This window comes from Brevundimonas abyssalis TAR-001 (assembly GCF_000466985.1).
Classification (GTDB): domain Bacteria; phylum Pseudomonadota; class Alphaproteobacteria; order Caulobacterales; family Caulobacteraceae; genus Brevundimonas; species Brevundimonas abyssalis.
The window spans coordinates 1-24,817 of the sequence record NZ_BATC01000043.1; the positions used below are offsets into that span (position 1 = coordinate 1).

The window sequence follows — 24,817 nt, forward strand, 5'->3', positions numbered from 1 at the left end:
CCTCATCCCCCGCGCCAGAACCGGATCGCTGCGCGGTCCGGTGCGCGGGGTCCCCTTCTCCCATCGAGAGAAGGGATCAGTCGTCCTGGCCTTCCTCGGGCTCAGGGGCGCCCAGCATCTCCTCGGCGATCTGGCCCGAATGGGCGCGGACGGCCTTTTCGATGGAGGCGGCGATGTCGGGGTTCTGCTTCAGGAACTCGCGCACGTTCTCGCGGCCCTGACCGATGCGCTGGCTGTCATAGCTGAACCATGAGCCGGACTTCTCGATCACCTCGGCCTTGACGCCCAGATCGATGATCTCGCCGATCTTGGAGATGCCCTCGCCGTACATGATGTCGAAGATCACCTCGCGGAACGGCGGGGCCACCTTGTTCTTGACCACCTTCACGCGGGTGGTGTTGCCCACCACCTCGTCGCGGTTCTTGATGGCGCCGGTGCGGCGGATATCCAGACGCACCGAGGCGTAGAACTTCAGGGCGTTGCCGCCGGTGGTGGTTTCGGGCGAGCCGTACATCACCCCGATCTTGTGCCGGATCTGGTTGATGAAGATGACGATGCAGTTGGTGCGCGAGATGGAGGCGGTCAGCTTGCGCAGCGCCTGGCTCATGAGGCGCGCCTGAAGGCCCGGCAGGCTGTCGCCCATCTCGCCCTCGATCTCGGCGCGCGGCGTCAGGGCGGCGACGGAGTCCACCACCACGATGTCCACGGCGCCCGAACGCACCAGGGTGTCGGTGATCTCCAGCGCCTGCTCGCCGTTGTCCGGCTGGCTGACCAGCAGGTCGTCCAGGTTGACGCCCAGCTTCTGGGCGTAGCTGGGGTCCAGGGCGTGCTCGGCGTCCACGAAGGCCGCGGTGCCGCCCGCCTTCTGGATCTCGGCCACGGTGTGCAGGGCCAGGGTCGTCTTGCCCGAGGATTCCGGGCCGAAGATCTCGATCACCCGTCCATAGGGCAGGCCGCCGATGCCCAGGGCCATGTCCAGGCCCAGCGAGCCGGTCGAGACGCTGGCGATCTCCGCCACAACCCCGCCCTTGCCGAGCTTCATCACCGAGCCCTTGCCGAACGCCCGGTCAATCTGAGCCAGCGCCGCTTCCAGCGCCTTGGCCTTGTCGCCGTCTTCCTTGCCCACGAGTTTCAATGCCGCCTGCGCCATTACTTTCGGTCCTTTTGCCACGATTCCCCGCCTGTCGTTCCGGAAGAGGCCCGCTACCGACCCGCCCCTGCGACTGACGCCATATGTGCATGGTTTGTTCTCGTTCGCAATATGTTCTTTTTTGCAGGTACGTCCGATTTTGACAGAGATGGAGCAGGCCGTTCAAACCGCCTGGGTTTGTCTCGCCTCGTCGTATCCGGCCAGGGCTTCACCCATGGCCTCGAACAGGCCCGCGAAGGTGATGGGCTTGGCCAGGTGGCCGTCGGCGCCCGCCTCGCGCCCGGCCTGGACATGCTCGTCCAGGGCGTTGGCGGTCAGCATCAGGATCGGCGTGCGCGGGCGGGCGCGCTCGATCTCCAGGGTGCGGATTTCGCGGGTGGCGGTCAGGCCGTCCATGACCGGCATCTGCATGTCCATCAGCACCAGGTCCCAGTCGGCCTCGCCATAGGCCCGCACCGCCTCGGCGCCGTCCGCCACCGCCGTCAGGTCCATGGCCGTCTGGGACAGCATCACCTCGATCACCTTGCGGTTGGCGGGATGGTCGTCGGCCAGCAGCACCCTCAGCGGCATGGCCGTCAGGTCGGCGCGGTCCACCGGGGCGGCGGCCGGGACCGTTTCAGCCTCGGCGGCCGGCAGGGGAATCGCGAACCAGAAGGTGGAGCCTGCGCCCGGCGTGCTGTCGCAGTCCAGTGTCCCGCCCATCAGCCGGGCCAGATCGCGGGAGATGGCCAGGCCCAGGCCGGTGCCGCCGAAGCGACGGGTGATGGAGCCGTCAGCCTGCTGGAAGCGGCCGAAGATGCGCGCCTTCTGTTCCGCGTCGAAGCCGATGCCGGTGTCCCTGACCGAGAACCGCACACAGTCGCCTTCGCCGGGCTCCACCGTCAGGGTGATCTGGCCCTGGCTGGTGAACTTCAGGGCGTTGGAGACCAGATTGGCCAGGATCTGGCGCACCCGCACCGCGTCGCCGTTCACCACCCGGTCCACGGCTGGATCGATGTGGGCGGTCAGCAGCACGTCCTTCTCCTCGGCGCGCAGCCCCCACAGGGTGGTGATGTCGTGCACCGCCTCGCCCAGATGGAACGGCGCCCGCTCCACGGTGATCTGGCCGGACTCGATCTTGGCGCTGTCCAGGATGTCGGACAGCAGGCGCTCCAGGGTCTTGCCGGAGGAGCGGATGACCTCGGCCATTTCGTGCTCGCGCGGGGTCAGGTCCGCCCGCGCCAGGGCGTCGGCCATGGCCACGACCCCGTTCAGCGGCGTCCTGATCTCGTGGCTCATATTGGCCAGGAAGGCGGACTTGGCGTCGTTGGCCTGGTGGGCCCTGAGGCGGGACTCGCGCAAATGCCGGCTCTGGCGCAGCTGCCAGATGAGGACGCCCGTCGCGCACAGCAGGAACACGATGGCGATGCCGACGATCCAGCGCTGGGACTGGATCACGTCCTGCTGGAGCCCGGCGTTGGTCTGGGTCATCTCGAGCTGGCGGCGGCGCTCCTCCAGCTGGGCCTGCATGTCGCCGGTGACCTGATTGATGCCGGCGCTGAAGCGGCGCGCGGTGGCCACCTCATTGTCCACGAAATGGTCGCGCAGCACGCGGTAGGCTTCGGCGTTGCGGCCCTGGGCGAACAGCAGCTCGGCCCGGGCCAGGGGCACGCGGGAGACGCCCTCCTCGCGGAACTCGCCGGCCGCCTGCAAGGCCTCGATGCGCGCCATGTCCCGCGCCGCCGCCTCGGCCATGCCCAGCCGCGCCCGGGCGATGGCCCGACGCGGCAGCATCTGGGGCGCCAGGAAATCGGCCGCGCCCAGGTTTTCGCCATAGGGTTCGAGGCACGCCAGCACATCGCGCCAGGCCCGCCGCGCCTCGGCCGTCATGGCGCAGAGATTGGCGTCATAGACGATCAGGCTCTCCAGCCCGGTGCGCTGCGCCAGGCGGCGATGGGCCAGAAAGAGGGCGTGGGCCGTCTCCGTGTCGCCGATCTGGGTCGACAGGCGCGCCAGGTTGTAGAGGCTGTCGAAATCGGGACGGGGGTACTCGGGCTTGTTGTAGTCGATCTCGTACCGGCCGAAGGCGGCGGTGGCCCCGGCCACGTCGTTCAGCTTCATCAGTCCGATGCCGGTCATCTCCCACAGGCCGGCGTGGGCCGTGCGGGAATAGGGACGATCATCGGGAATGCGGCTGTCCATCTCGGCCAGACGCTCCAGCCCCTCGCCGATCCGGTCCTGATCCATCAGGGCCAGGGCGTGGATGCGCACCGCGTGGGCCCGGACGAACCAGTCGTCCGTGGTGTCCGCGATGCGCGCCATCTCGGCGGCCGCGGTGGTGTCGCCCTGATCATAGAGGATGGTCAGATCGTTCAGAGCGGCGATGGCGATGTAGCGGTCGTCGCCCTGCCGCGCCGCCGCCTCGGCCAGCCGCCCGTTCCACAGCCGCGCCTGCTCGAACTCGCCCTGGTTCAGGCTGATCCACGCGACATGATAGAGCCGGTTCAGCCCTTCGCGGTCATCGCGCGTCAGGGCCTCGCGGCCGAAGGCGTAGAGATCGGCGAAACTGGTCGCCCCCGCCCGGGCCTCGACAGCCTCGGCCAGCTCCATGGCCGTGCGATGCGGCGTCTCGGCCCTGGCCGGGGATGCGCCCGTGACGATCAGGATGAGGGCCGCGAGAAACGCGGCGCGTACGACATGCATGCTACTAACCGTCGAGGGACGGCCGTCATGGTGAACGTCAATCCTTGATCAAGCCTTAGCGGACTTGGCTTTTACGCGCCGAACGCCTCTTCCAGCGCCTTGAACATGGGCTTGGGGCGGCCCAGCCAGTCGAACATCAGGGGCTCGTCGCGGCCGTCGTCCCAGTCGCCGCGCCGCAGCACGCTGTCCCGGTCGCGCAGACCCCACACCGTAAAGGCGAAGCGCTGACGCTCGGGCAGGGCCATGAAGGCGTCAGCGATCTCGCGCACCCGCTCGGTCTGCAGTTCGCGACGGCGCGGGGTGCGGGTCAGGTCGGTGCGTGAGCGGCCCATGGACATGTCCAGTTCCGAGACATGGATGGGCAGGCCGAACTGGGCCATCTCGTTGATGAAGGCCGCCGTGCGCCCGGGCTCGATGTCATAGTCGATGTGCGACTGGGTCCCCAGCCCGCCGATGGGCGCCCCCTGCCCCAGCAGCCGCTCCACCATGCGCAGGAAGGTCGCGCCCTTCCGGGGATTATGCTCCAGATTGTAGTCGTTGATGAACAGCACCGCGTCCGGGTCCGCCTCGGCCGCCACCTCGAGGCCCGGCGGATGTAGCCGTCCTGTCCGAAGCGCGCGGACCAGTGACAGTCGCGCAGGCCGTTGCCGTCTTCGGCCACGGCTTCGTTGACCACGTCCCAGCCGGTCACCCGGCCCCGGTAGCGGCCCATGACCTCGCGGATGTAGCGGTCGTGCTCGGCGGCGAAGCGGGTCTCGTCCAGACCCTCGAAATAGGCCCGGCCCTGCGAGTACCAGATCAGGGCGTGGCCGAAGAGGCTCATGCCGTGCTGGGCAGCGAAGTCGGCGATGGCGTCCGGCGCGGCGAAGCGGAGGCGTCCGCCCGGCCCCAGGATGTACTCCATCTTCATCTCCCACTCGGGCGTGAGCTGGGAGAAGTGAGTGGACGCCAGCTCGACCCACTGGGGATCGCGGAAATGGTCGGTCATGGCGGCCACCCCGACGGGGAAGGACGCCACGTCCCGCAGCGGCCGGATCGGTCCCTCGACCACTTGGGACGCCGCAGGCCGTCCGTCACAGGCGGCCAGCGCCAGGGTGGAGGCCAGAAGCGCGCGACGGCTGAACAGGGGCTGGGTCATGGGACGGGCGGTGCAAGGAGGGCGCCAGCTTCTCCTCCCCAAAGCGAAGCGCATGGGGGGAGAAGGATCAGCTCGCCCGTTTCCGCAGTCCCAGCTCGTCGAAGGCCGCCGTTTCGCGCCTGGCGGCGGCGATCAGGCGGTTGAGGCGGGTGGTCTCGGCCACCTGTTCGAACTTCTTCAGCTCCTCGAAGGCGGAGGTCAGGGCGTCGCGGGCGCCGGCTTCCTCGGCGTCCAGTTCGGCCAGATCGGTTTCAGCAGCGGCCTTGCGGGCCTTCCAGCCGGCCAGATAGGCGCTCAGCATCATGCCGGCCTGGGTGTCGTGGCGGCTGCGTTCGCGCTCTACCTCGGCCTCGGCGTCCAGCACCGCCAGCCGCATCTCGGTGGACGCCCGCCGCGCGGTGATCTCGGCGAGGCGCTTCTGCAGCGTCTCCACCTCATAGTTGGAGATGCGGATCAACGAGTGAGCCCAGCTGGTCATTGGCTATCCTCCGGAGGGATCATGCCCTGGTTCAGGATGGTTTGAAGACGATCGAATGAGTCGGCCATGCGCGTCACCTCGTCCTTGTCCTGGCCCAGAAACGCTTCAAGCGCGGGGTTCAGGGCGATGGCGCGGTCGACGATGGGGTCGGCCCCGGCGCGGTAGGCGCCGATGCGGATCAGCTCCTCCATGTCCGAATAGGCGCTCAGGCACTGGCGGGCCCTGCGGTTCAGGTCGCGCTCGGGCAGGGTCTGGCAGTCCGGCAGGGTCCGGCTGACCGACTTCAGCACGTCGATGGCGGGGAAGCGTCCGCGCTCGGCGATCTTGCGGTCCATGACGATGTGGCCGTCCAGAATGCCGCGCACGGCGTCCGCGATGGGCTCGTCATGGTCGCCGCCGTCCACCAGCACGGTGAACATGGCGGTGATGGGCGCAGCCTGGGTGCCGTCCGGCCGGATCGGTCCCGGCCCGGCGCGTTCCAGAAGCTTGGGCAGTTCGGAGAAGACCGTGGGGGTGTAGCCCTTGGTGGTCGGCGGCTCGCCAGCGGCCAGGCCGATCTCGCGCTGGGCCATGGCGAAGCGGGTGACGGAGTCCATCAGGCACAGGACCTCCAGATCCTGGTCCCGGAAATATTCGGCCATGGCCATGGTCATATAGGCGGCCTGACGGCGCTTGAGGGCCGGCTCGTCGCTGGTGGCGACCACCACCACGGCGCGCTTCAGCCCCTCCTCGCCCAGGGTCTCCTCGATGAACTCGCGGACCTCCCGACCCCGTTCGCCGATCAGACCCACCACCACCACGTCGCAGGTGGCCTGCCGCGCCAGCATGGACAGCAGCACCGACTTGCCCACGCCCGAGCCGGCGAAGATGCCCAGACGCTGGCCGCGGCAGGTGGTGGTGAACACGTCCATGGAGCGCACGCCCAGGTCCAGCCGCTCGCCCACCCGGCCGCGCGAATGGGCAGGCGGGGGCGCGGCGCGCAGAGGATAGGGGGCGGGTCCGGGCGGCAGCGGCCCCTTGCCGTCGATGGGATCGCCGAAGGCGTCGATGATGCGGCCCAGCCAGGCCGTGGTCGGCCGCACGCTGGCGGCCACGTCGAGAATGCGGATGTCGGCGCCGGGCGCCACGCCCTCCACCGGGCCATAGGGCATCAGCAGGGCCTTGGAGTCGCGGAAGCCCACCACCTCCGCGGGCAGGCCCTGATGGCCCCGGCGCACGATCTCGGCCCGCGCGCCCACGGCCAGCCGGCTCATGCCGCCCCGCGCCTCGATCAGCAGGCCGGACACGCCCGCGACCTTCCCGGTCACGACCAGCGGATCCACAGCCTCAACAGCGGCGACGAGATTGCGCAAGAATGCCCCTCAGCGGAGACAGCCCCCAAGGCCGTCTTCCCGTTAAGAATTGCTGCGAAACGGTTAAGCGGGGGTGAAGGAAACCTTGACCGCGCCACGCTCTTTGAGCCGCTCTGGCGGGCCGCCGCAGCATTTCTGACTTTGCCACGGCGTGAGAAGGCCTATCTATCCCCTACGCCACGACGACAGACAGGAGCCTTTCCATGACCGACACCCCCTACGACGCCTCGCGGCACGCCAAGACCGGACGGGGCAAGGTCTATGACTCCATCGTCGACACCATCGGCGACACGCCGCTGATCCGGCTGCCGCGCCTGTCGGCGGAGATGAAGCCCAAGGCCACCATCCTGGCCAAGCTGGAGTTCTTCAACCCCATCGCCTCGGTCAAGGACCGCATCGGGGTGGCCATGATCGAGGCGCTGGAGCAGGCCGGAAAGCTGAAGCCCGGCGACATCATCATCGAGCCCACCAGCGGCAACACCGGCATCGCCCTGGCCTTCGTGGCCGCCGCCAAGGGCTACAAGCTGATCCTGGTCATGCCCGAGAGCATGTCCATCGAGCGCCGCAAGATGCTGGCCCTGCTGGGCGCCGAGCTGGTGCTGACCCCGGCCGAGAAGGGCATGAAGGGCGCCATCGCCACGGCTAACGAGCTGCTCGCCGCCACCCCCGGCGCGGTGCAGCCGCAGCAGTTCGACAACCTGGCCAATCCCGCCATCCACCGCGCCACCACGGCCGAGGAAATCTGGAACGACACGGCGGGGGCCGTGGACATCGTCATCGCGGGCGTGGGCACCGGCGGCACCATCACCGGCGTGGGCCAGGTGCTGAAGGCGCGCAAACCCTCGGTGCGCATGATCGCGGTGGAGCCCACCGCCTCGCCGGTGCTGTCCGGCGGCGCGCCCGGCCCGCACAAGATCCAGGGCATCGGGGCGGGCTTCATTCCCTCCATCGTCGACCCGTCCATGATCGACGGGGTCGAGCAGGTCTCCAACGAGGACGCCTTCGACATGGCGCGCCGCGCCGCCCGCGTCGAGGGCCTGCCGGTGGGCATCTCCTCCGGCGCCGCCCTGACCGCCGCCTTCCGCCAGGGGGCCCTGGACGAGAACGCCGACAAGACCATTGTGGCCATCATTCCCAGCTTCGCCGAGCGCTATCTGTCCACGGCCCTGTTCGAGGGGCTGTAGGGCGGGCTTCATCACCCCTGATTAACCGCTTCGGGTCTAAGCTCGCGCCGACATGTCCGAGCCTGCGGCCACATCCGCCGACGGCGCGCCCTCGCCGGGGCCGCGCGCGCGCCATGCGCTGCTGAAGCGCCTGGCCGATGTGGTGTCGTTGCCCGCCAGCCGGGTGAACGCCTTCGAGCGCTCCGTGGTGGGCGACCTGCTGGTGGAGATGCTGCGCCTGGCAGCACCCGAAGATCGCCGCCGGGTCGCCGTGCGCCTGGCGCCCCTGGGCGAAGTCCCCGACAGCCTGGCGCGCCTGCTGCTGCGCGACGAGCCCGAGATCGCGGGCGTGCTGATCGAACAGTGCGCCGCCCTGTCGGATTCCGATCTGGTGGCCTGCGCCGCCGAGGCCGGCCTGGAGCACCGCTTCCTGCTGGCCGCGCGCCGCAACCTGTCCGAGGTGGTGACCGACGCCCTGCTGGCCCACCACGAACCGGCGGTGATCGAGGCGGTGCTGCGCAACACCACCGCTCGCCTGTCGCAACCGGGCATCGAGGCCATGGTCAGCCTCAGCCGCACCCATCCCCAGCTGTGCGAACACCTGCTGCGCCGCCCCGAGATGCGGCCGTCGGGCGCCTATGTGATGTTCTGGTGGTGCGGCCCGGACGAGCGGCGCACCATCCTTCAGCGCTTCGCCGTCTCGCGCGAGGTGATGCAGGAGGTGGTGGAGGACATCTTCGCCATGGCGGCCCAGGAGGGCTGGCAGGACCCGGTCTCGCGCAAGGCCCTGCAGTTCATCGAGCGGCGCCAGCGCAACCGCGCGGCCATCGAGAAGAGTCCCTACGACAGCCTTGAACATGCCGTGGCCGTCGCCGCCTCGGGAGGGCTGAACCGCGAACTGGCCGCCGAGATATCCTATCTGTCAGGCATCAAACCCCTGACCGGGGCCAAGATCCTGGGCGACGAGGGCGGCGAGCCCCTGGCCATCCTGTGCAAGGCCACCGGCCTGTCCAAGAACAATCTTCAGGGTCTTTGGCGCTCCATGCGCCGGCCGGAGACCACGCCGGACGGGAACGGGCACCCGGTCTGGGAGCGGGTGATGATCACCTATGACATGTTCGCCGTGGACCGGGCCCAGACGGTGCTGCGCTACTGGAACTGGTCCCTGTCCTCGGCCCTGACGCCGCAACTGATGCAGGCGATCCGAGAAGGCGACGAAGAGGCGCTGGATGAATACTCGGCCCCCGAACGCGCCGCCATGCTGGCCCTGGCTGAAAACTTCGGACGATGAACTGATCTGCAACTCTAAAGATAAGGCTGCCGATTAGAGTCGCTTCGGCCCCGGTTCCTGTTGATAAACCGCCGAAACAACTTTATTGCCGACTCCCATGGGGAGCGGCGATCCGCTTCTGACCCGTAAAGTCAACAGAACTCCGGAAGCGTGATCATGGACGAAACGTCTGAACTTCTCGAAATGACCGCCGATATCGTGTCGGCCTATGTGAGCAACAACAACGTCGACGCCGAGGCCCTGCCGGGCGTCATCCAGAGCGTCCATTCCGCCCTGGTGGTGGTCAAGGCGGGCGGCGCCCAGCCCGAGCCCGAGCCGCAGGAGCCGGCGGTTTCGGTGCGCAAGTCCATCACTCCGGACTTCCTGATCTGCCTCGAGGACGGCCGCAAGTTCAAGTCGCTGAAGCGCCATCTGCGCACCAAGTACGACATGAGCCCGGAAGAGTATCGGGCCAAGTGGGGCCTGCCCAAGGACTATCCCATGGTCGCCCCGAACTACGCCAAGGCGCGTTCGGAACTGGCCAAGCAGATGGGCCTGGGCCAGGGCGGCCGCAAACCCGCCCGCCGCGCTCGCGCCGCCAAGTAAGACGTCCTGCCTGTCAGGATCTGAAACGCCCGCCCCGGTCGCCGGGGCGGGCGTTTTTACGTGGCTCGCCCATCCTCCCCCGCGAGCGAAGCGACACGGGGGAGGATTGGAACAGAGTTCAGGCTACAGGTTCGTCTGTGACGGGCGGGGCCAGCTCCACCACCGGCATGCGCACGGTGAAGGCCGAGCCTTCGCCCAGGGTGCTGTCCACCATCAGCCGCCCCCCGTGCAGTTCGGTCAGGGACCGCACGAGCGCCAGGCCCAGGCCGGTGCCCATCTTCTTCTGGCCCGCGTCGCCCGCCTGTTCGAAGGGGCGGCCCAGCCGGCCCAGATCCTCGGCGGCGATGCCCACCCCGGTGTCAGCCACCACGATCTCCAGATAGGGCCCGACCCCGTCGGCGGTCAGGGTCACCGAGCCCCCGGCCGGGGTGAACTTCACCGCATTGGCCAGCAGGTTCAGGGTGATCTGCTTCAGGGCGCGGCGGTCGGCCATGATCGTCAGGGCCTCGGGCGGCAGGACGCTGTTCAGAACCACGCCCTTCTCGTCAGCGTTCAGCCGGACCATGGCCACGGCCTCCGACACGGCGTCGCGTGCGTCGAACCGCTCCAGCGCCAGCTCGTACCGGTCCGCCTCGATCTTGGACACATCCAGCACGTCGTTGATAACCGCCAGCAGGTGCCCGCCCGCCTCATGGATGGAGACGGCGTAGTCCGCGTATTTCGGGGGCAGCGGCCCGAACAGGGCCTGGCGCATGATGTCCGAGAAGCCGACCACGGCGTTCAGGGGCGTGCGCAGTTCATGGCTCATGGAGGCCAGGAAGCGGGTCTTGCCCTTGTCGCGGGCCTCGGCCTCGCCCCGGGCGGCGTCGAGGGCGGCCTCGCGCGCATACTGGGCGGTGGCGTCGTGCATCTGGCCGATCAGACGGCCGTCCTCCAGCCCTTTCAGCGCCAGCATGACCCGGCGGTCCAGCGCCTCGCGCGGGGCGAAGCGGGTCTGGGCGTCCAGGCCGTTCAGGGCCTTGTCCAGACCCGACAGGACGGCGGGCCGGTCCGGGCCATGGACGGCGGCGATCAGACCCTGGTCGAACAGGATTTCGGCGGTCAGCCCCGGCGGCGACGCGCCATAGGCCGCCAGCACCCGGCCCGACGGCGCCAGCACCAGAGTCAGGCCCGGCTGGCCGGTCAGGATGGCCTCGCTGCGCGCCATGGCCGCCTCGGCCCGGTGCAGCCGCGTCTGTCGGGCGGCGAAGGACAGTCTCAGCGCAAGGGATGCGGCCAGGGCGCTCATCACCCCGGTCAGGGCCGCCAGCACGGCGTTGTCGACGGCGGGGGCGCCGATCAGGGCCGCGGCCAGACCGCCCGCCGCCGCCAGTCCCGTCCCCAGCGTCCCCATCTGGGCCAGACGCACCCCGCCCAGGGCCAGACCCGCGATCATGGGCATGAAGACGAAGGCCGCCAGCGGGCCGTTCAGCCCGCCGCTGAGCACCGCCGCCAGAATGGCCGCCGCGCTCCAGCCGGTCAGCAGGGCCAGACGCGGACGAAAGCCGTCGCGGCGCAGCAGCAGCAGCCCGCCCAGCCCCGGCGCCACCATGGCCATCAGGGCCAGGGCGGCTGGCCCCTCGACCCCCGCCCCCACGAACCGTCCGCCCAGCGCCAGCACCGCGCAGGCGGTGGCCCACCCCGCGTGCCACATGGCCAGCGGCGGCGGCGCCCCGGTCACGGCGGCGCCGGCGTCAGGCTCGGACGAAGAGGCGGCGGAGGAGGTCAAGCGCGGCGGGGTCCGTTGCGATTTCGAGTCGGCGCGGCGTTCGGCGCGACAGACCAGACTAAAGGCCCGGACGGAACCCGGCGAGATCGCTCGCGCCACAGGCGACCAGATTCCGGTGGACCATCCTTGCGGGGTTGGGGACGGGCATGGTTGTGGCCCGCCGCCGGGGCGTCTATCTGCGGCCCATGACCGACGCCGCCCTGACCCCGCCCGACCAGAGCATCGACGAGACCCTGGCCGAACTGGCCGAGGAGTTCGACCTGCTGGGCGACTGGGAGCCGCGCATCGAATACGTCATCGAACTGGGCAAGGGCCTGGCCCCCCTGCCCGACCATGCGCGGGTCGAGGCCAACAAGGTGCCCGGCTGCGCGGCCCAGGTGTGGCTGCACGTGATCCGCGACGGGGGACGGCTGTATTTCCTGGCCGATTCCGACAGCCATCTGTCCAAGGGCAACATCGCCTTGCTGCTGCGCCTGTATTCCGGCCGCGAGCCCGACCAGATCCTGGCCTTCGACGCCCGCGCCGCCATGGACCGCCTGGGCCTGCCCCAGGCCCTCACCATGCAGCGCGCCAACGGCCTGAACGCCATGATCGGGCGGATCCGTCAGGAAGCGGCGGCGGGCGCCTGAACACGCGCCGTTGCACGGTGCAATCAGTGCAATTGGTGCAATTCGACGCCGGTCGATGACCCGTCGGGTCTAGCGCTTCAAGGGAGAGCGCTCGACGCGGACGCGGAGAATCTTCAGGCCCCGCACATCCTCGGCGATGAAGCGGACGCCCTTGAAGTTCAGGATGTCTCCGCGCTTGGGCAGCACCCCGGTCTTGGCGAGAAACAGGCCGGCGACCGTCGAGACTTCGGGGTGGGACACGTCCAGATCGTGGTCCTCTTCCAGCTCGGCCAGGGTCACCTCGCCGTCGAGCAGCATCGCGCCGTCGGGAAGGACGGTGATCCAGTCCGACCCGGCGCCCTCCTCCTCGTCGATAAGGTCCGTCACCAGATCGTCCATGGTGACGAAGCCCAGGGTGCCGCCGAACTCGTCGACCACCAGGGCGCCGTGAACGCGCTGCTTCTTGAACAGGGCCATCAGGTCATAGGCGGACATGCCCGCGGCCACGCGCGGCGCGGGGCGCACCAGGGTCTTCAGGTCGATCTCGGCGTGGACCACCCGGGCGCGGATGAAATCCTTGACGTGCAGCACGCCCACCACCTCGTCCAGGGAGGCGCCGAACACCGGATAGCGGGCCAGCTTCTGACTGGAGATGGTGGTGGCGACCTCGTCCACGCTGGCGGACACGGGGATGGCCGCCATGCGGGCGCGGGAGGTCATCAGCTCCTGGGCCGTGCGATCCTCCATCTCGAAGATGTTCTCGATCAGCTTGGCCTGGGCGGCGTTCATCTGGCCGCCGGACATCATCTCTTCCGTGGCGATTTCCAGCTCCTGATAGCTGTAGAGCATGGCCCCCTTGCCCGGGTCGGGAATGCCCAGCAGACGCATCAGGCCGAAGGCGATCTTGTTCAGCAGCATGACCATGGGCCGGAACAGGATCGCGAACAGGCGCATCACCGGATTGAGGGAGATGCTGACCTTCTCGGGCGACTGCAGCGCCAGCGCCTTGGGGATCATTTCCCCGAACACCACGTGCAGGAAGGTGATCCCGCTCAGGGCGATGACGAAGCCCACGGCGTGGGACTGGTCATAGCTGAGCCCGAGGGTTTCGAGCGGGCCGTAGAGCCAGCGGGCGACCGCGGGCTCGCCGTACATGCCCAGGCCGATGCTGGCCAGGGTGATGCCCAGCTGGGCGATGGCGATATAGGAATCCTTTCCGGCCTCGCGGTCAAAAATGCGCAGCAGCCATTGGGCCGCGCGGTTGCCGTCCTGCGCCAGGGTCTCGAAGCGGCTGCGCCGGGCGCCCACGAGGGCGAACTCGGCCGCGACGAACACGCCGTTGACGATCACGAGGGCCAGGATGGCGGCGATGGGAAGCAGGACGTCGATCATCCCTCGGCCTCCGTTCCGCGCTGGATGCGGACGCGGCGCACCGCGTGGCCCTCCATGGCCTCGACCACCAGCCGGACGGAGGAGTCCTCCACCACCACGAGGTCGCCGACCACGGGCAGCCGGCCGAGCTCGTGCCAGACCAGGCCGCTGATGGTGTCGGCCCGATCCTCGGGCAGGACGACGCCGTGGCGATCGGCCAGCATGGTCAGACGGACGTCGCCGCGCACGCTCAGGTCCGGGCCGTTGGCGACGAACAGCTCGTCCTCGTTGTCGAACTCGTCCTGAACCTCGCCGAAGACCTCCTCCAGAGCGTCTTCGAGGGTCACCAGGCCGGTGAAGCTGCCGTACTCATTGATGACCATGGCGCTGCGACGGCCGCGCTCGCGCAGGGTCTGCCACAGGCTGGGCACACTCATCACGTCGGCGACGATCAGGGGGTCGCGCTTGATGGAGCCGACCAGGGCGTCGGGGGTCTTTTCAAAGGTGGCGAACAGGGTCCGCAAGTGGATGATGCCCACCACGTCGTCGGTGGTGTCGCCGGTGACGGGAAAGCGCGAATAGGGCGTCTCGGCGACGCGCTTCAGCGCCTCTTCGACCGTTTCCTTCGCGTTGACCCGCACCATGCGGGTGCGCGGCGTCATGATCTCGCGCACCAGCCGCCCGTGGACGCTCAGCGCGCCGGACAGCATGTCCCGCTCGTCCGCGTCGATCAGGCCACCGGCGGCGCTGGCCTTGAACAGGCCCTCCAGTTCATCGGGAGAGTGCACATGGGTGTGGCTGTGATCGGCGCTGAGCCGGAACAGCCGCATGATGGCGAAGGCGGTTCCGTTGAAGATGAAGATCAGCGGCCGGAACAGCAGCAGGCTGACGCGCATGGGCGCCAGGGTGGCCATGGACAGCCGCTCGGGATAGCGCAGGGCGATGGTCTTGGGCAGCAGCTCACCCAGCACCACCTGAACCATGGTGACGGCCAGCAGGACGATGATGATCGCCGTCACCTGTCCGCCCACGGCGCCCAGAACCGGGGCCAGCAAGGGAGTCAGCTGGGCCTGGCCATAGGCGCCCGCCACCAGGCTGGAGATGGTGATGCCGACCTGGCAGCCCGCCACATAGTCGTCGAGCTTCGCCGGGTCGCGCAGGATGCCGAGCAGCTTGCCCGCAGGACGACTGCCCGCCTCGGCGCTCTCCTGCACCCGCGACTTGCGCGCGCCGACGGTGGCGAACTCCGCCGCCACGTACAGCGCGTTGGCCGCGACCATGAGGAGGATGACGCCTAGGGGGATCAGGAAGCTGAGAATGGTGTGGGCGCCTTGAGGGTGGGATCACCGGGCCATACCAGCGCGTTGGGGGAACAACAATCGCAAGGGCGGGACCGGACGACGAATGCGCCTTGAACGCAAAACGCCCGTCATCCGATCCCGTAATGGGCCGCCAGATCGGTCAGGGCCTGTTTCAGGACCGTCTTGCCCTGACGACGGCGCAGGCCCAGCCCCTGTTCCGCCAGCTGCAGCGACGAGCCGTGGATGCAGATGCGCTCCAGCATGACGCGGCGCCCGGGCGCGACGGCGTCCAGGGCGGCCTGAACCCGCCGGCGGGCCAGCAGCGTGCGCTCGCCGGGCCCCGAGGGCGTCCCCTGCCCGGCCCCGGCGCGCGGCAGGGCGTCCCAGCGCATGGTCAGGGACGGGCCCAGACTGGCCAGCTCGGCGTCTGTGCGCAGCCTTTCGCCCGCCGCCACCTCGGCGGGGGACAGCCAGGGACGGCCGCTGGGATCCTTGCGCCGCGCCAGCCAGAGAATGGGCGACTCCCCCAGATTGACGGCGCGGGGCTTCACCGTCCCGTCCGGGGTCGTCACCGGCCGCGTCCCCGCCATGAAGCCGGGACGGCCGCCATCGGAGAGACGGGGCGGGACCGCGCCCGCCCGCGCCCGCCACCCGCCGCCCTCGCGCACCGCCAGGCCGGGCTCGCGCGCCAGCTCCCGGAACGCCGCCTCGTCCAGGGTCAGGGCCGGGCGACGGCGGCGGTCGGGGCTGAGCCTCAGCCGATAGCGGCCGGACTCATCGGCCGCCTCGATCCAGGCGCCCGGACGGGCCAGCAGGGTGCGCAGGCGTTCGCTCATGCCGCCTCCGCTTGGCCGGTGATCTCGGCAAGCCCGCGCCCGACCCGGTCCAGCAGACCGTCCAGGGCGGGATCGTCGCGCATGTCCTCCACCTCGCGGCACGCCTTGGCCACGGTGGTGCGGTCGCGGTCGAAGGCGGCCCCCACCCGATACAGCGGCCAGCCGTATTCCGTGTGGCTGAGGTACCAGGCCAGCGAGCGCGCCCGCCGCACCTCGCGGTTCAGCAGGCGGCGCGACTGCATGGCCGCGGCGGGCACCCCCGTCACGCTGGCCACCGCCTGCATGGCCAGCAGGCGCGGGCGCGGTCCGCGCGGACCCGCTCCACCCTGTGCTCCAGTGTTTCGTCGTGTTCGAACATCTCCCTCTCCGGTTCCGGCGTCCCAGCGACGCGACGCCATGCTGGACCCGCCCGGAAGCAGTGAGGATTATATTCCTATTTTATGCGCCATTTCCGGACGTATCCCGTTAAGGAGTGCGGCATTGGTGAGGCGGAGATGCGGGATTAAGGAACGTTGGCGGCGCCGTCGGCAGGGCTGCGGGGACCGGACCGAAGGGCCCGCGATCCCAAGGCGGGCAAAGAAATTTCGAATCGTTGACTCGTTCCACTGGACGCCGATTCGCAAATCAGACTATCGATTCGGCATTAACCGTTCTTAAGGTTTTTGCGGCCTTAACTGGTCGGAAAGGTTACCCGCTCCTGTGCGAGCGGCCTTATGGTCAAGGTTCGCCTGGAGGGGCATCAATGCGTGTTCTGCTGATTGAAGACGACAGCGCGACCGCGCAGAGCATCGAGTTGATGCTCAAGTCGGAAGGCTTCAACGTCTATACGACGGATCTGGGAGAGGAAGGCGTCGATCTGGGCAAGATCTACGACTACGACCTCATTCTTCTGGACCTGAACCTGCCCGACATGAACGGCCTTGAGGTCCTGCGCCAGCTGCGCGTGGGCAAGATCAACACCCCCGTCATGATCCTGTCGGGCTCCACCGAGGTGGAGACCAAGGTCAAGACCTTCGGCGGCGGCGCCGACGACTATCTGACCAAGCCGTTCCACAAGGACGAGCTGGTGGCGCGCGTCCACGCCGTGGTGCGCCGCTCCAAGGGTCACGCCCAGGCCATCATCACCACCGGCGAGATCGCGGTGAACCTGGACGCCAAGACGGTGGAGGTGGACGGCCACCGGGTCCACCTGACCGGCAAGGAATACCAGATGCTGGAGCTGCTCTCGCTCCGCAAGGGCACCACCCTGACCAAGGAAATGTTCCTGAACCACCTGTACGGCGGCATGGACGAGCCCGAGCTGAAGATCATCGACGTCTTCATCTGCAAGCTGCGCAAGAAGCTGGCTACGGCCGCCGGCGGCAAGCACTACATCGAGACCGTCTGGGGCCGGGGCTATGTGCTGCGCGACCCGCACGAGAACGCCACGGCCAACGCCGCCTGATCCTCTCGATCATCGAATGAAGAAAGGCCCGCCGGATCGCTCCGGCGGGCCTTTTGCCGTTTGGCGGCGCCTAGCGAGCCGTCCAGATCGCCTCGCCCGCCTTGTGCACGGCGGTGACCGGCAGCGGCTGGGTCATGGCGGCCAGCGGATCGGCCGACAGCACCACGAAGTTCGCCTCGTATCCCGGATCCAGCCGGCCGATCATGCGGTCCGGGAAGATCGAGACGCGCGGCGTGTCGATCCACAGGCGCAGCAGCTCGGGGCCGGTGAAGGCGCCGATATCCAGCAGGTTCTGGGCCTCCAACGCCGCCGTGGCCTGGTAGTTGTCCGAGCCGATGGCGATGGAGACGCCCGCGTCATGCAGGCGGCGCAGGTTCTCCACCTGCAGAGTCTGGACCGCCTGGAGCGCGTCCGGACTGCGGGCGAAGCCGTTGGCCACAACTGTGGTGGTGACCACCACGACCCCCGCCTCGGCCGCCGCGCGGGCGTCGGCCTCGGTCAGGCGATAGGTCTCGGCCGTGGCGCCGGTCTCCCACATGTAGCCGGGCAGGTGGTTGATCTCGTCCACCCCGGCGGCGACCGCGGCGCGGAAGTCGGCGGCGGTCTCCACATGGACGCTGACCCGCAGGTCGCGGGCATGGGCCTCGCGCACGAAGGCGGGCGCCAGGGCCGGATCGACCCCGCGCATGCCGTAATAGACCGGATCCTCCGCCCGCTCGTGATGGTGTTCGGACCCCAGCAGATACAGCTTCACGAAGTCCGCGCCCTCCGCCTTCAGCCGGTCCAGCACCGGGGCGATGTCGCCCTCGGCCGTCACCAGATGAAAGGCGTCGCCCTCGAAGGCCTCGCCCTCGCGGACCTCGCCGTAGAAGCGGGACAGGAAGCCGTACAGCCGCACCGGGTGGCCTCCGGGCGCCGTGACGCCGCCCAGGGAGAAGACCGCGTCCACCGTGTCCGGCTGATTGACCACGGCGCGGGTCGCTTCGGTCCATTCCAGACGCGAGTTGGGGTTCTTCACATAAAGAATGCCCGCCGAGAGGTAGGTGGTGCTCATGGCGCGGGCCATGACCGGATTGTCCAGATTGTGGTTGTGCGCCTCGCCCAGGGCTGGAATGACCCAGGCGCCGCCCAGGTCGATGCGCGCGGCGTCCGGTGTCGCGGCGGCGAAGCGCCCCTGGGCCACGCAGCGCTCGCCGCTGATGAAACCCTCCGGCGTCCACCATTGAGCGCCGCCGTAACAGGTGGTCTGGGCCGTCGCGGCCCCGGCCGAAAGGACCAGGGCCGCCGCGCCGAGAAGCGCGCTCCTCATTGGGCGGGCCGCATGTAGAACATGGTCTCGGTCAGGGTCGCCCCGTCCTCGCCCACGGTGAATTTGTGCACCTCGAAGGTTGGCATGCCCTGCATGGCCCCGCCGTTGGAGAAGGTGAAGCCCTCGTCCGGCATGCCCATGGGCGACATGTCGAACTGACCGTTGCCGTTCTCGTCATGCATCACCATCAGGGCGTAGTCCCCCGGCGCCACGTCCTCGAACGTCAGGGTGATGGTCCCCGCCTCGTCGCCGGAGGCGATGACGCCATATTCGCCCTCTCCCCGCATGAAGGTGGCCTCGGTGTTCAGGGAGGCGAGAATCTCTCCGCCCCGGGCCTCCACGCCGTTCAGGGTGACAACGACATCGCCGGCCACGGCGGGCGCGGCGATCAGGCAGGCGAGAGCAGCGGTGACGAACAGTTTCATGGCAACCTCCAGTGCTGATGAAGTACTTTGTATATCAAAGTGAATGGTCAGGCAAGAGCGATGAGCGAACGTCGCTCAATAAGGATACCCATCTGAAATCAAATAGCTTTTAGGTGTTATCCGCCCAGGGCCACGAAGCCGGGGTTGAGATAGTTCGGCTTGGCGTAGGACAGGGGCTGGCCCTGCTCCAGGGTGATGACCCGGCCGCCGGCGGCCTCAAGGATCGCCTGGCCCGCGCCGGTGTCCCACTCGCAGGTGGGGCCGGTGCGCGGATAGACGTCATAGCGGCCCTCGGCGATCAGGCAGAACTTGACCGACGAATCCAGCGCCTGCCATTCGGCGCAGCCGAAGCGGCTGGCGATGCGCTCGGCCTCGTCCTCGCCCAGGGAATGGCTGATCAGGGCGAAACCGCGATCGGGCTTCTGGCGCACCCGCACCTGACGCCAGGCCGTCTCGCCGAAGCGGCGGCTGAAGGCGCCGGCCTTGTCGCCGCTTCCCCCCGTGCGCCAGGTCTGGGCCATGGCCGGGGCCGAGATGACGCCCGCCAGCACACGCTCGCCGTGGGCCAGGGCGATGTTGACGGTGAAGGCCTCGCGCTCGCCCACAAAGGCCTTGGTGCCGTCCAGCGGGTCGATCAGGAAGAAGGCGTTCTCCGCGTCGGGCGTTCCGTCCGCGGCGCAGGCTTCCTCGGCCACGGTCTGGACGCCGGGATAGAGGGCTGTCAGGCGCTCGAGGATCAGGGCCTCGGCCTTCTGATCGGCTTCGGTCACCGGGCTGTCGTCAGCCTTTGTGGTGACGGCGGCGCCCGCGCGCCAGTAGGGCAGGATCAGGGCGGAGGCCTCTTCGGCGATCTCGGCCAGCTGTTCGGTCAGGCGGCCTGATTCCAGGTCGCGGCTCAGGGATTCGGGAAGGGCACTCATCAGGGGGCGGTCCTTAGACCATGCGGGGCGTTTGAAGAACCGGCAAATCAGGGCAGCTTGTCGCGGCTTTGACAAATGTGGGCTGCGGGACACGATGACCACCGACTCTGACGCCATGATGGACGGCGCCGACCTGGCCACCTTCCTGACCGGCAAGCTTTGCCATGACTTCATCAGCCCGGCGGGCGCCATCGCCTCGGGCCTGGACCTGATGAAGGACCCCTCCGCGCAGGACATGCGCGACGAAGCCATGGGCCTGATCGAGGCCAGTTCGGAAAAACTGATCGCCCTGATCAATTTCGCCCGCGTGGCCTACGGCGCCGCCACGACCGCCGAACGGTTCCGGTCCGACGACCTCAAGCCGCTGGCCGAAAGCGTGTTCAAGGGCGCGCGGGCGTCGCTGGACTGGCGGGTTGATCCACAGGAATTCTCCAAGCCCCAGGCCCGGGCGTTCCTGAACCTGGTGCAGCTGACCGGCGCGGCCCTGCCCGGCGGCGGCGTGGCCGCGGTGACCGCGCGCGAGGACGACGGCTGGCTGACCCTGCGCGGCGAGGCCGACGGCCCGCGCGCCCGGCTCAAGCCCGAGGCGGCCACGGGCCTGGCCGGCGAGCGCCTGACCGAGGGTCTGGCGGGCCAGTGGATCCAGTCCTACTGGCTGTGGCGCACCGTGAATGACCACGGCGGCACGCTGGGCTTCACCGTCGGCGAGGACCGCGTCACCCTGACCGCGCGCATGCCGGTGTGAGATCGTGCTGAACGCCGCTTAAGGGTGTCCGCCAACAGCTCGTTAACCGCAAAGGACCATAAGACGTAGGGGCGCAGTTCTGCGCCCGAAGCGTCCGGATTTCACACCGTGCACCCCCCTGTCGAGGCCAGAACCTGTCTGATCGTCGATGACAGCCGCATCATCCGCAAGGTGGCGCGCCGCATCGTCGAGGAGCTGGGATTCGAGGTGGATGAGGCGGGCGACGGGGCCGAGGCCCTGGCCTACTGCGCCACCGCCATGCCGGAGGTGATCCTGCTGGACTGGAACATGCCGGTGATGGACGGCCTGACCTTCCTTCGCCGTCTGCGGAGCCAGCCCGGCGGCGACCAGCCCAAGGTGCTGTTCTGCACCATCGAGACCGAGGTGGACCGCATCAAGGAAGCGCTGGACGCCGGCGCCGACGAATACGTCATGAAGCCCTTCGACGGCGAGATCCTGGAATCCAAGCTGGCCGAGGCGGGGGTGGTCTGACCCTCATGACGCCCGAGAACCTGCACCATCTGCAATCCCTGCTGGTCAGCCGCACCGGCTTCCTGCTGGCCGCGGACCGGGCGCATCTGGCTGAACACCGGCTGGCGCCGGTGGCCCGCCGCGAGGGCTATGCCGGGGTCGACGCCCTGATGGACGCCGTGCGCGCCGAGCCGCCCGCCGCCCTGGCCTGGAGCGCCATGGAGGCCGTGCTGAACCCGGAGACCTGGTTCCGCCGCGACCGCGCACCCTTCACCACCTTCGCAAGCGAGGTCCTGCCCGCCATCGCCGGCGTGCGGCCGGAAGGCCGGGTGCGCATCTGGTCGGCCGGCTGTGCGGCGGGACAGGAAGCCTATTCCCTGGCCATGCCGGCGCTGGAGGACCAGACCAATGTGGAGATCGTCGCCACCGACCTGTCCCAGCGCGCGCTGGAGAAGGCCCGGACCGGCATCTTCACCCAGTTCGAAGTGCAGCGCGGCCTGTCGGCCCGGCGGCTGCTGAACTGGTTCGACCAGAGCGAGGACATGTGGGAGGCCAAGCCCCGCCTGCGCTCCGCCATCACCTTCTCGCGCGCCAACCTGCTGGATGAGCCCCCTCCGGGCGGCCGGTTCGACGTGATCTTCTGCCGCTATGTGCTGAGCGACATGGCGCCCGAGCGCCGCGCCCGCGCCCTGGATGTGCTGGAACAGGCCCTGGCCGACGACGGCTGCCTGTTCCTGGGCCTCGACGAGACGGCGGGCGAGCGGCCCGACTCCTTCCGCCCCGTCCCCGGCCGCCCCGGCGTCTTCGTCAAGTCGCCCGCCGCCCTGAGACGCGCGGCCTGATCCTCCCCGCTCGACGCCCGCCGTTCGGGCGCCTACTAATGGCCCCATGACACCCGGGGCTTTCATGAATCGCATCGTGCTGCTGGTGGCGGCGCTTGGACTGGCGCTGGCGGTGGCGGTGGCGGCGTCGCACACGCCCGATCCCGCGCCGGACACCGCGCCCGACACCGCCTTCTCGGCCGCCCGGGCGATGGTGGACATCGAAGAGATCGCGCAGGCGCCCCACCCCACGGGATCGGAAGAGAACGGGCGGGTGCGCGCCTATCTGACCGGCCGCATGGCGGAACTGGGCCTGAACCCGTCCGAGCAAGCCGGCGCCCTGTCCGAAAGATCGGTCGAGCGCCTCGCTCGCTGGGGCGACGAACAAGCTGCGGAACGCCAGATCACCAATCTGATCGGCGTCCTGCCCGGCCGCGACCGGGACGGGCCGGCGGTGCTGCTGATGGCCCACCACGACACGGTGTGGGATTCGCCCGGCGCGGCGGACGACTCCACCGGGGTGGCCGCGATCCTCGAAGCCGTGCGCGCCATCCAAGCGCGGGGTCCGGCCGAACGGGACCTGATCGTCCTGTTCACCGACGCCGAGGAGCTGGGTCTGGACGGCATGCGCCTGTTTCTGGATGAGCATCCGCTGGCGCAGCGGGTCGGCATGGTGGTGAACCTTGAGGCCCGCGGCGGCGGCGGCCGGGCGTCCATGTTCGAGACCGGACCCGGCAACGCCCAGACCGTGCGCGCCTTCACCCGCGCCATGGACCGGGTCGAGGGCGGCGCCAACAGCAACTCCCTGGCGGTGCTCGTCTACGAGAACATGCCCAACGGCACCGACTACACCCTGGCCCGCGAGCGCGGCATCGCCGGGGTCAATCTGGCCTTCATCGGACGGGCCCATCAGTACCACGACCCCGCCTCCACCCCCGAGGCCCTGGACCGGGGCAGCGTCCAGCACATCGGTGAAAAGGCGCTGGAGGCCGCAGACCATTTCATCCGCGCCGACGCCCTGCCCGCGGCCACGAACAATGCGGTCTATTCGGACCTGCTGGGCCTGGTCTTCATCCAGTATGCGCCCTGGGTCGGCTGGCTGGTGCTGGCGGCTGCGGCCGGGCTGCTGATCGTCGCGGTGTGGCGCGGCCGCAAGGTCGGGGCCGTGACCTTTGCGGGCATGGGGCTGGGCGCGCTGGGCGGGCTGTGGCTGGCCATCTCGGGCGTGGTGCTGGCCACCGCCATGCGTGGGCTGGCGGGCCCGTCCATGAGCCGCGCCGGATCGCCCGAGCTCTACTACGCCATGCTGCGCCGCCTGCCCTGGCTCGAGGCCGGGGTGGTGCTGAGCCTGCTGGCGGCGGCCCTGATCCTGTTCGGTTCGGCCCAGGGCCGGCGGCGGCTGGTGGCGGGCGCCTGATCCTGGCCACCATCGCCGTCCTGACGCTCTATGAATTCAGCTGGGTCATCCTCGTCCTCGGCCTGGTCGCCGTGGGCGGCGCCCTCTACAGCGGCTGGATGAAGGCCGCGCGCTTCTCGGCCTGGACCGGACTGATCGCCCTGATGCTGGTGCTGGGCGTGGTCGTTCAGATTCTGGCGCCCACCGCCGCCTTCCTGATCGCCTGGCCGGTGCTGGGCGCCGCGCTGGCCGCCGCCGTCGGCGGGCTGATCGACCCGCGGCTGGAGCGGCACGTCTCCCTGTGGCCCGCGGTCATCGTCACCGCCGTGCTGGGCGGCTGGCTGTTCGCCCTGGGGCACTGGACCTTCCTGGGCGTGGGCATGGATCTGCCGGGCGTGCTGGCCCTGATCGCCTGATGGCCGCCATGCTGGCCCGGCCGCTGGCGCCCACCTCGCGGCGCGGGCTGGAGATACTGGCCGTTCTGGCCGCCGTCGCCCTCATCGCCGGGGCCGGTCTGGCGCTGGGCGCCCGCATCATCGAACCCGTCCCGACAGAAGGACACGCCACATGAGCGTCACCGTCTTCCACAATCCGAAATGCGGCACCTCGCGCAAGCTGCTGGCCATGCTTGCCGAGCGGGGCATCGAGCCCACGGTGGTGGAGTATCTGAAGGCCGGCTGGACCGAGGATCAGCTGACGGCCCTGCTGGCCAAGATGGGCGGGGCGAAGCCGAGGGACATCCTGCGCCGCCGCGAGACCCTGGCCCAGGACATGGGCCTGCTGCCCGAGGACACGCCCGACGACCTGATCCTGCACGCCATGGTCCAGCACCCCATACTGGTGGAGCGTCCGATCCTGGAGACGGACAAGGCCGCCGTGGTGGCCCGGCCCATCACCCGGGCCGATCCGCTTCTCTAGGTCTTAGGTGCTAGGTACTAGGTTCTAGGGGAAGCCCCGCGTCGAACGCCTTCTTCCCCTAATCCCTGAAACCTAGAACCTGAAACCTAGAGCGGGCCGAGAGACAGGAAGGCGCGGGCGGCGGCGAAGTCGCCGGCCTCGAAATGCACCCGCATGACGCTGTCGTCGCGGAACAGAAATTCCACCGTGAACCGCTCGCGCGGGTCCAGTCCGGCGATGGCGTCGCCCGCCGCCTCCGGGAAGCGCCAGATCTCGCCCTGACGACGGTCTTCAAGCAGCAGATCCTCGGGCGCGGCGGCGCTGGACGAGGCCCAGAAGGCGCGGCGTGTATTGGCGGGCGGCAGCGGACCCAGGCTGGCCTGAACAATCCACGGACGCTGGGCCCGCGCCGGATCACGCATCACGATGCGGGCGCCGTAGGGACGCGGACGTCCCGGGAAGGACACAACCGCCGCCAGACCCTCTTCGCCGCCCGCGTCCGTCACCCGGCCGAAGGTCACCGGCGCCGACCGGAACCGTCCGGTCTGGGACAGGCGCCAGGCGTCGCGGCCGTAGCGGGTGCGGTCCGCACTCCAGTCCTGACGCTCGCCGGGGAAGGTCATGCGCGCGGTGCGGCGCCAGCCCGCGAAGCCATCACGCACGCGG

25 protein-coding genes and 1 pseudogene are annotated in these 24,817 nt (G+C 69.2%); 12 read left to right on the forward strand and 14 right to left on the reverse strand.

The annotated features are described in order from the left end of the window. Window positions 1-76: 76 nt before the first annotated feature. The 5 genes and pseudogenes from recA to fliI form a co-directional block, all read right to left on the reverse strand. Complete coding sequence (gene recA, locus MBEBAB_RS10610; protein ID WP_045319201.1) at window positions 77-1,150, reverse strand: recombinase RecA; 1,074 nt, start codon at window positions 1,148-1,150, stop codon at window positions 77-79. A 162-nt stretch (window positions 1,151-1,312) separates the two neighbouring features. After that, window positions 1,313-3,832, reverse strand: coding sequence for a hybrid sensor histidine kinase/response regulator (locus tag MBEBAB_RS10615; protein WP_021697987.1), 2,520 nt, complete (start codon window positions 3,830-3,832; stop codon window positions 1,313-1,315). Window positions 3,833-3,903: 71 nt separating this feature from the next. Then, window positions 3,904-5,024: pseudogene (locus tag MBEBAB_RS10620) on the reverse strand (endo-1,4-beta-xylanase). Between the two features lie 13 nt (window positions 5,025-5,037). Next, window positions 5,038-5,448: a flagellar export protein FliJ gene (locus MBEBAB_RS10625; RefSeq protein WP_021697990.1), complete on the reverse strand. Its 411-nt coding sequence runs from the start codon at window positions 5,446-5,448 to the stop codon at window positions 5,038-5,040. Beyond that, window positions 5,445-6,800, reverse strand: coding sequence for a flagellar protein export ATPase FliI (gene fliI, locus MBEBAB_RS10630; protein ID WP_021697991.1), 1,356 nt, complete (start codon window positions 6,798-6,800; stop codon window positions 5,445-5,447). The genes MBEBAB_RS10625 and fliI overlap by 4 nt, the downstream gene beginning before the upstream one ends. 203 nt (window positions 6,801-7,003) lie before the next feature. Here fliI and cysK point away from each other — a divergent pair, with 203 nt between their 5' ends. The 3 genes from cysK (at window position 7,004) to MBEBAB_RS10645 (ending at window position 9,839) form a co-directional block, all read left to right on the forward strand. Continuing rightward, window positions 7,004-7,984, forward strand: coding sequence for a cysteine synthase A (gene cysK / locus MBEBAB_RS10635; RefSeq protein ID WP_021697992.1), 981 nt, complete (start codon window positions 7,004-7,006; stop codon window positions 7,982-7,984). A gap of 52 nt (window positions 7,985-8,036) precedes the next feature. Further along, the gene (locus MBEBAB_RS10640) at window positions 8,037-9,254 is read left to right on the forward strand and encodes a DUF2336 domain-containing protein (protein WP_021697993.1); all 1,218 of its coding nucleotides are present in this window, start codon (window positions 8,037-8,039) and stop codon (window positions 9,252-9,254) included. 156 nt (window positions 9,255-9,410) lie between these two features. After that, complete coding sequence (locus tag MBEBAB_RS10645) at window positions 9,411-9,839, forward strand: Ros/MucR family transcriptional regulator (protein ID WP_021697994.1); 429 nt, start codon at window positions 9,411-9,413, stop codon at window positions 9,837-9,839. 118 nt (window positions 9,840-9,957) lie between these two features. Here the strand turns inward: MBEBAB_RS10645 and MBEBAB_RS10650 are convergent, their stop codons facing one another. Further along, window positions 9,958-11,607 carry a sensor histidine kinase gene (locus MBEBAB_RS10650; protein ID WP_021697995.1) on the reverse strand — a complete coding sequence of 550 codons (1,650 nt, stop codon included), beginning with the start codon at window positions 11,605-11,607 and terminating at the stop codon, window positions 9,958-9,960. Between the two features lie 185 nt (window positions 11,608-11,792). Between MBEBAB_RS10650 and MBEBAB_RS10655 the strand changes: the two genes are divergently transcribed. Further along, complete coding sequence (locus MBEBAB_RS10655; protein WP_148291508.1) at window positions 11,793-12,236, forward strand: SufE family protein; 444 nt, start codon at window positions 11,793-11,795, stop codon at window positions 12,234-12,236. 69 nt (window positions 12,237-12,305) lie between these two features. On the opposite strand, the gene MBEBAB_RS10660 is transcribed toward MBEBAB_RS10655, so the two are convergent. The 4 genes from MBEBAB_RS10660 to MBEBAB_RS10675 all read right to left on the reverse strand — a co-directional run bounded on the left by MBEBAB_RS10660 (window position 12,306) and on the right by MBEBAB_RS10675 (window position 16,121). Continuing rightward, entirely contained in the window at window positions 12,306-13,607 is a 1,302-nt protein-coding gene (locus MBEBAB_RS10660; RefSeq protein ID WP_021697997.1) for a hemolysin family protein, read from the reverse strand. Continuing rightward, window positions 13,604-14,866, reverse strand: coding sequence for a hemolysin family protein (locus tag MBEBAB_RS10665; RefSeq protein ID WP_021697998.1), 1,263 nt, complete (start codon window positions 14,864-14,866; stop codon window positions 13,604-13,606). The genes MBEBAB_RS10660 and MBEBAB_RS10665 overlap by 4 nt, the downstream gene beginning before the upstream one ends. A 149-nt stretch (window positions 14,867-15,015) precedes the next feature. Then, entirely contained in the window at window positions 15,016-15,723 is a 708-nt protein-coding gene (locus tag MBEBAB_RS10670; protein WP_021697999.1) for a DUF6456 domain-containing protein, read from the reverse strand. After that, complete coding sequence (locus MBEBAB_RS10675; protein ID WP_081703493.1) at window positions 15,720-16,121, reverse strand: helix-turn-helix domain-containing protein; 402 nt, start codon at window positions 16,119-16,121, stop codon at window positions 15,720-15,722. The genes MBEBAB_RS10670 and MBEBAB_RS10675 overlap by 4 nt, the downstream gene beginning before the upstream one ends. A gap of 344 nt (window positions 16,122-16,465) precedes the next feature. Here MBEBAB_RS10675 and ctrA point away from each other — a divergent pair, with 344 nt between their 5' ends. Then, window positions 16,466-17,167 carry a response regulator transcription factor CtrA gene (gene ctrA, locus MBEBAB_RS10680; RefSeq protein WP_021698001.1) on the forward strand — a complete coding sequence of 234 codons (702 nt, stop codon included), beginning with the start codon at window positions 16,466-16,468 and terminating at the stop codon, window positions 17,165-17,167. A gap of 70 nt (window positions 17,168-17,237) precedes the next feature. Here the strand turns inward: ctrA and MBEBAB_RS10685 are convergent, their stop codons facing one another. The 3 genes from MBEBAB_RS10685 to cysQ form a co-directional block, all read right to left on the reverse strand. Beyond that, on the reverse strand, window positions 17,238-18,476 hold the full coding sequence (locus MBEBAB_RS10685) for an amidohydrolase family protein (RefSeq protein ID WP_021698002.1): 1,239 nt from the start codon (window positions 18,474-18,476) through the stop codon (window positions 17,238-17,240). Further along, on the reverse strand, window positions 18,473-18,901 hold the full coding sequence (locus MBEBAB_RS10690; RefSeq protein WP_021698003.1) for a DUF2141 domain-containing protein: 429 nt from the start codon (window positions 18,899-18,901) through the stop codon (window positions 18,473-18,475). The genes MBEBAB_RS10685 and MBEBAB_RS10690 overlap by 4 nt, the downstream gene beginning before the upstream one ends. A 116-nt stretch (window positions 18,902-19,017) precedes the next feature. Next, window positions 19,018-19,821 (reverse strand): 3'(2'),5'-bisphosphate nucleotidase CysQ, encoded by an 804-nt coding sequence (gene cysQ / locus MBEBAB_RS10695; protein ID WP_021698004.1) that lies wholly within the window; start codon window positions 19,819-19,821, stop codon window positions 19,018-19,020. 94 nt (window positions 19,822-19,915) lie between these two features. Here cysQ and chpT point away from each other — a divergent pair, with 94 nt between their 5' ends. The 7 genes from chpT to arsC all read left to right on the forward strand — a co-directional run bounded on the left by chpT (window position 19,916) and on the right by arsC (window position 24,172). Beyond that, window positions 19,916-20,566, forward strand: coding sequence for a histidine phosphotransferase ChpT (chpT, locus tag MBEBAB_RS10700; protein ID WP_021698005.1), 651 nt, complete (start codon window positions 19,916-19,918; stop codon window positions 20,564-20,566). 108 nt (window positions 20,567-20,674) lie between these two features. Continuing rightward, window positions 20,675-21,058 (forward strand): response regulator, encoded by a 384-nt coding sequence (locus MBEBAB_RS10705; protein ID WP_021698006.1) that lies wholly within the window; start codon window positions 20,675-20,677, stop codon window positions 21,056-21,058. Between the two features lie 5 nt (window positions 21,059-21,063). Continuing rightward, window positions 21,064-21,879 carry a CheR family methyltransferase gene (locus tag MBEBAB_RS10710; protein ID WP_021698007.1) on the forward strand — a complete coding sequence of 272 codons (816 nt, stop codon included), beginning with the start codon at window positions 21,064-21,066 and terminating at the stop codon, window positions 21,877-21,879. Between the two features lie 64 nt (window positions 21,880-21,943). Beyond that, entirely contained in the window at window positions 21,944-23,275 is a 1,332-nt protein-coding gene (locus MBEBAB_RS15200; RefSeq protein WP_242397150.1) for a M20/M25/M40 family metallo-hydrolase, read from the forward strand. Window positions 23,276-23,346: 71 nt separating this feature from the next. Then, on the forward strand, window positions 23,347-23,670 hold the full coding sequence (locus MBEBAB_RS17640; protein WP_045319202.1) for a hypothetical protein: 324 nt from the start codon (window positions 23,347-23,349) through the stop codon (window positions 23,668-23,670). Next, entirely contained in the window at window positions 23,670-23,825 is a 156-nt protein-coding gene (locus MBEBAB_RS17645) for a hypothetical protein (RefSeq protein ID WP_242397151.1), read from the forward strand. The genes MBEBAB_RS17640 and MBEBAB_RS17645 overlap by 1 nt, the downstream gene beginning before the upstream one ends. After that, complete coding sequence (gene arsC, locus MBEBAB_RS10725; protein WP_021698009.1) at window positions 23,822-24,172, forward strand: arsenate reductase (glutaredoxin); 351 nt, start codon at window positions 23,822-23,824, stop codon at window positions 24,170-24,172. Before MBEBAB_RS17645 ends, arsC begins: the two co-directional genes overlap by 4 nt. A gap of 86 nt (window positions 24,173-24,258) precedes the next feature. Here arsC and MBEBAB_RS16545 read toward each other — a convergent pair. Further along, window positions 24,259-24,817 (reverse strand): hypothetical protein (locus MBEBAB_RS16545; RefSeq protein WP_045319208.1); only part of this gene is annotated, 559 nt, incomplete at its 5' end.

Bases quoted from the DNA above. Each gene is read 5' to 3' on its own strand.
- MBEBAB_RS10660 (WP_021697997.1), bottom strand. From the start codon at position 13,607: ATGATCGACGTCCTGCTTCCCATCGCCGCCATCCTGGCCCTCGTGATC.
- MBEBAB_RS10645 (WP_021697994.1), top strand. From the start codon at position 9,411: ATGGACGAAACGTCTGAACTTCTCGAAATGACCGCCGATATCGTGTCG.
- chpT (WP_021698005.1), top strand. From the start codon at position 19,916: ATGACCACCGACTCTGACGCCATGATGGACGGCGCCGACCTGGCCACC.
- ctrA (WP_021698001.1), top strand. From the start codon at position 16,466: ATGCGTGTTCTGCTGATTGAAGACGACAGCGCGACCGCGCAGAGCATC.
- MBEBAB_RS10710 (WP_021698007.1), top strand. From the start codon at position 21,064: ATGACGCCCGAGAACCTGCACCATCTGCAATCCCTGCTGGTCAGCCGC.
- cysK (WP_021697992.1), top strand. From the start codon at position 7,004: ATGACCGACACCCCCTACGACGCCTCGCGGCACGCCAAGACCGGACGG.
- MBEBAB_RS10670 (WP_021697999.1), bottom strand. From the start codon at position 15,723: ATGAGCGAACGCCTGCGCACCCTGCTGGCCCGTCCGGGCGCCTGGATC.
- MBEBAB_RS17645 (WP_242397151.1), top strand. From the start codon at position 23,670: ATGGCCGCCATGCTGGCCCGGCCGCTGGCGCCCACCTCGCGGCGCGGG.
- recA (WP_045319201.1), bottom strand. From the start codon at position 1,150: ATGGCGCAGGCGGCATTGAAACTCGTGGGCAAGGAAGACGGCGACAAG.
- MBEBAB_RS10675 (WP_081703493.1), bottom strand. From the start codon at position 16,121: ATGGCGTCGCGTCGCTGGGACGCCGGAACCGGAGAGGGAGATGTTCGA.
- MBEBAB_RS10625 (WP_021697990.1), bottom strand. From the start codon at position 5,448: ATGACCAGCTGGGCTCACTCGTTGATCCGCATCTCCAACTATGAGGTG.
- MBEBAB_RS15200 (WP_242397150.1), top strand. From the start codon at position 21,944: ATGAATCGCATCGTGCTGCTGGTGGCGGCGCTTGGACTGGCGCTGGCG.
- MBEBAB_RS10655 (WP_148291508.1), top strand. From the start codon at position 11,793: ATGACCGACGCCGCCCTGACCCCGCCCGACCAGAGCATCGACGAGACC.
- MBEBAB_RS10665 (WP_021697998.1), bottom strand. From the start codon at position 14,866: ATGGTCGCGGCCAACGCGCTGTACGTGGCGGCGGAGTTCGCCACCGTC.
- cysQ (WP_021698004.1), bottom strand. From the start codon at position 19,821: ATGAGTGCCCTTCCCGAATCCCTGAGCCGCGACCTGGAATCAGGCCGC.
- MBEBAB_RS10615 (WP_021697987.1), bottom strand. From the start codon at position 3,832: ATGCATGTCGTACGCGCCGCGTTTCTCGCGGCCCTCATCCTGATCGTC.
- arsC (WP_021698009.1), top strand. From the start codon at position 23,822: ATGAGCGTCACCGTCTTCCACAATCCGAAATGCGGCACCTCGCGCAAG.
- MBEBAB_RS10690 (WP_021698003.1), bottom strand. From the start codon at position 18,901: ATGAAACTGTTCGTCACCGCTGCTCTCGCCTGCCTGATCGCCGCGCCC.
- MBEBAB_RS10640 (WP_021697993.1), top strand. From the start codon at position 8,037: ATGTCCGAGCCTGCGGCCACATCCGCCGACGGCGCGCCCTCGCCGGGG.
- MBEBAB_RS10685 (WP_021698002.1), bottom strand. From the start codon at position 18,476: ATGAGGAGCGCGCTTCTCGGCGCGGCGGCCCTGGTCCTTTCGGCCGGG.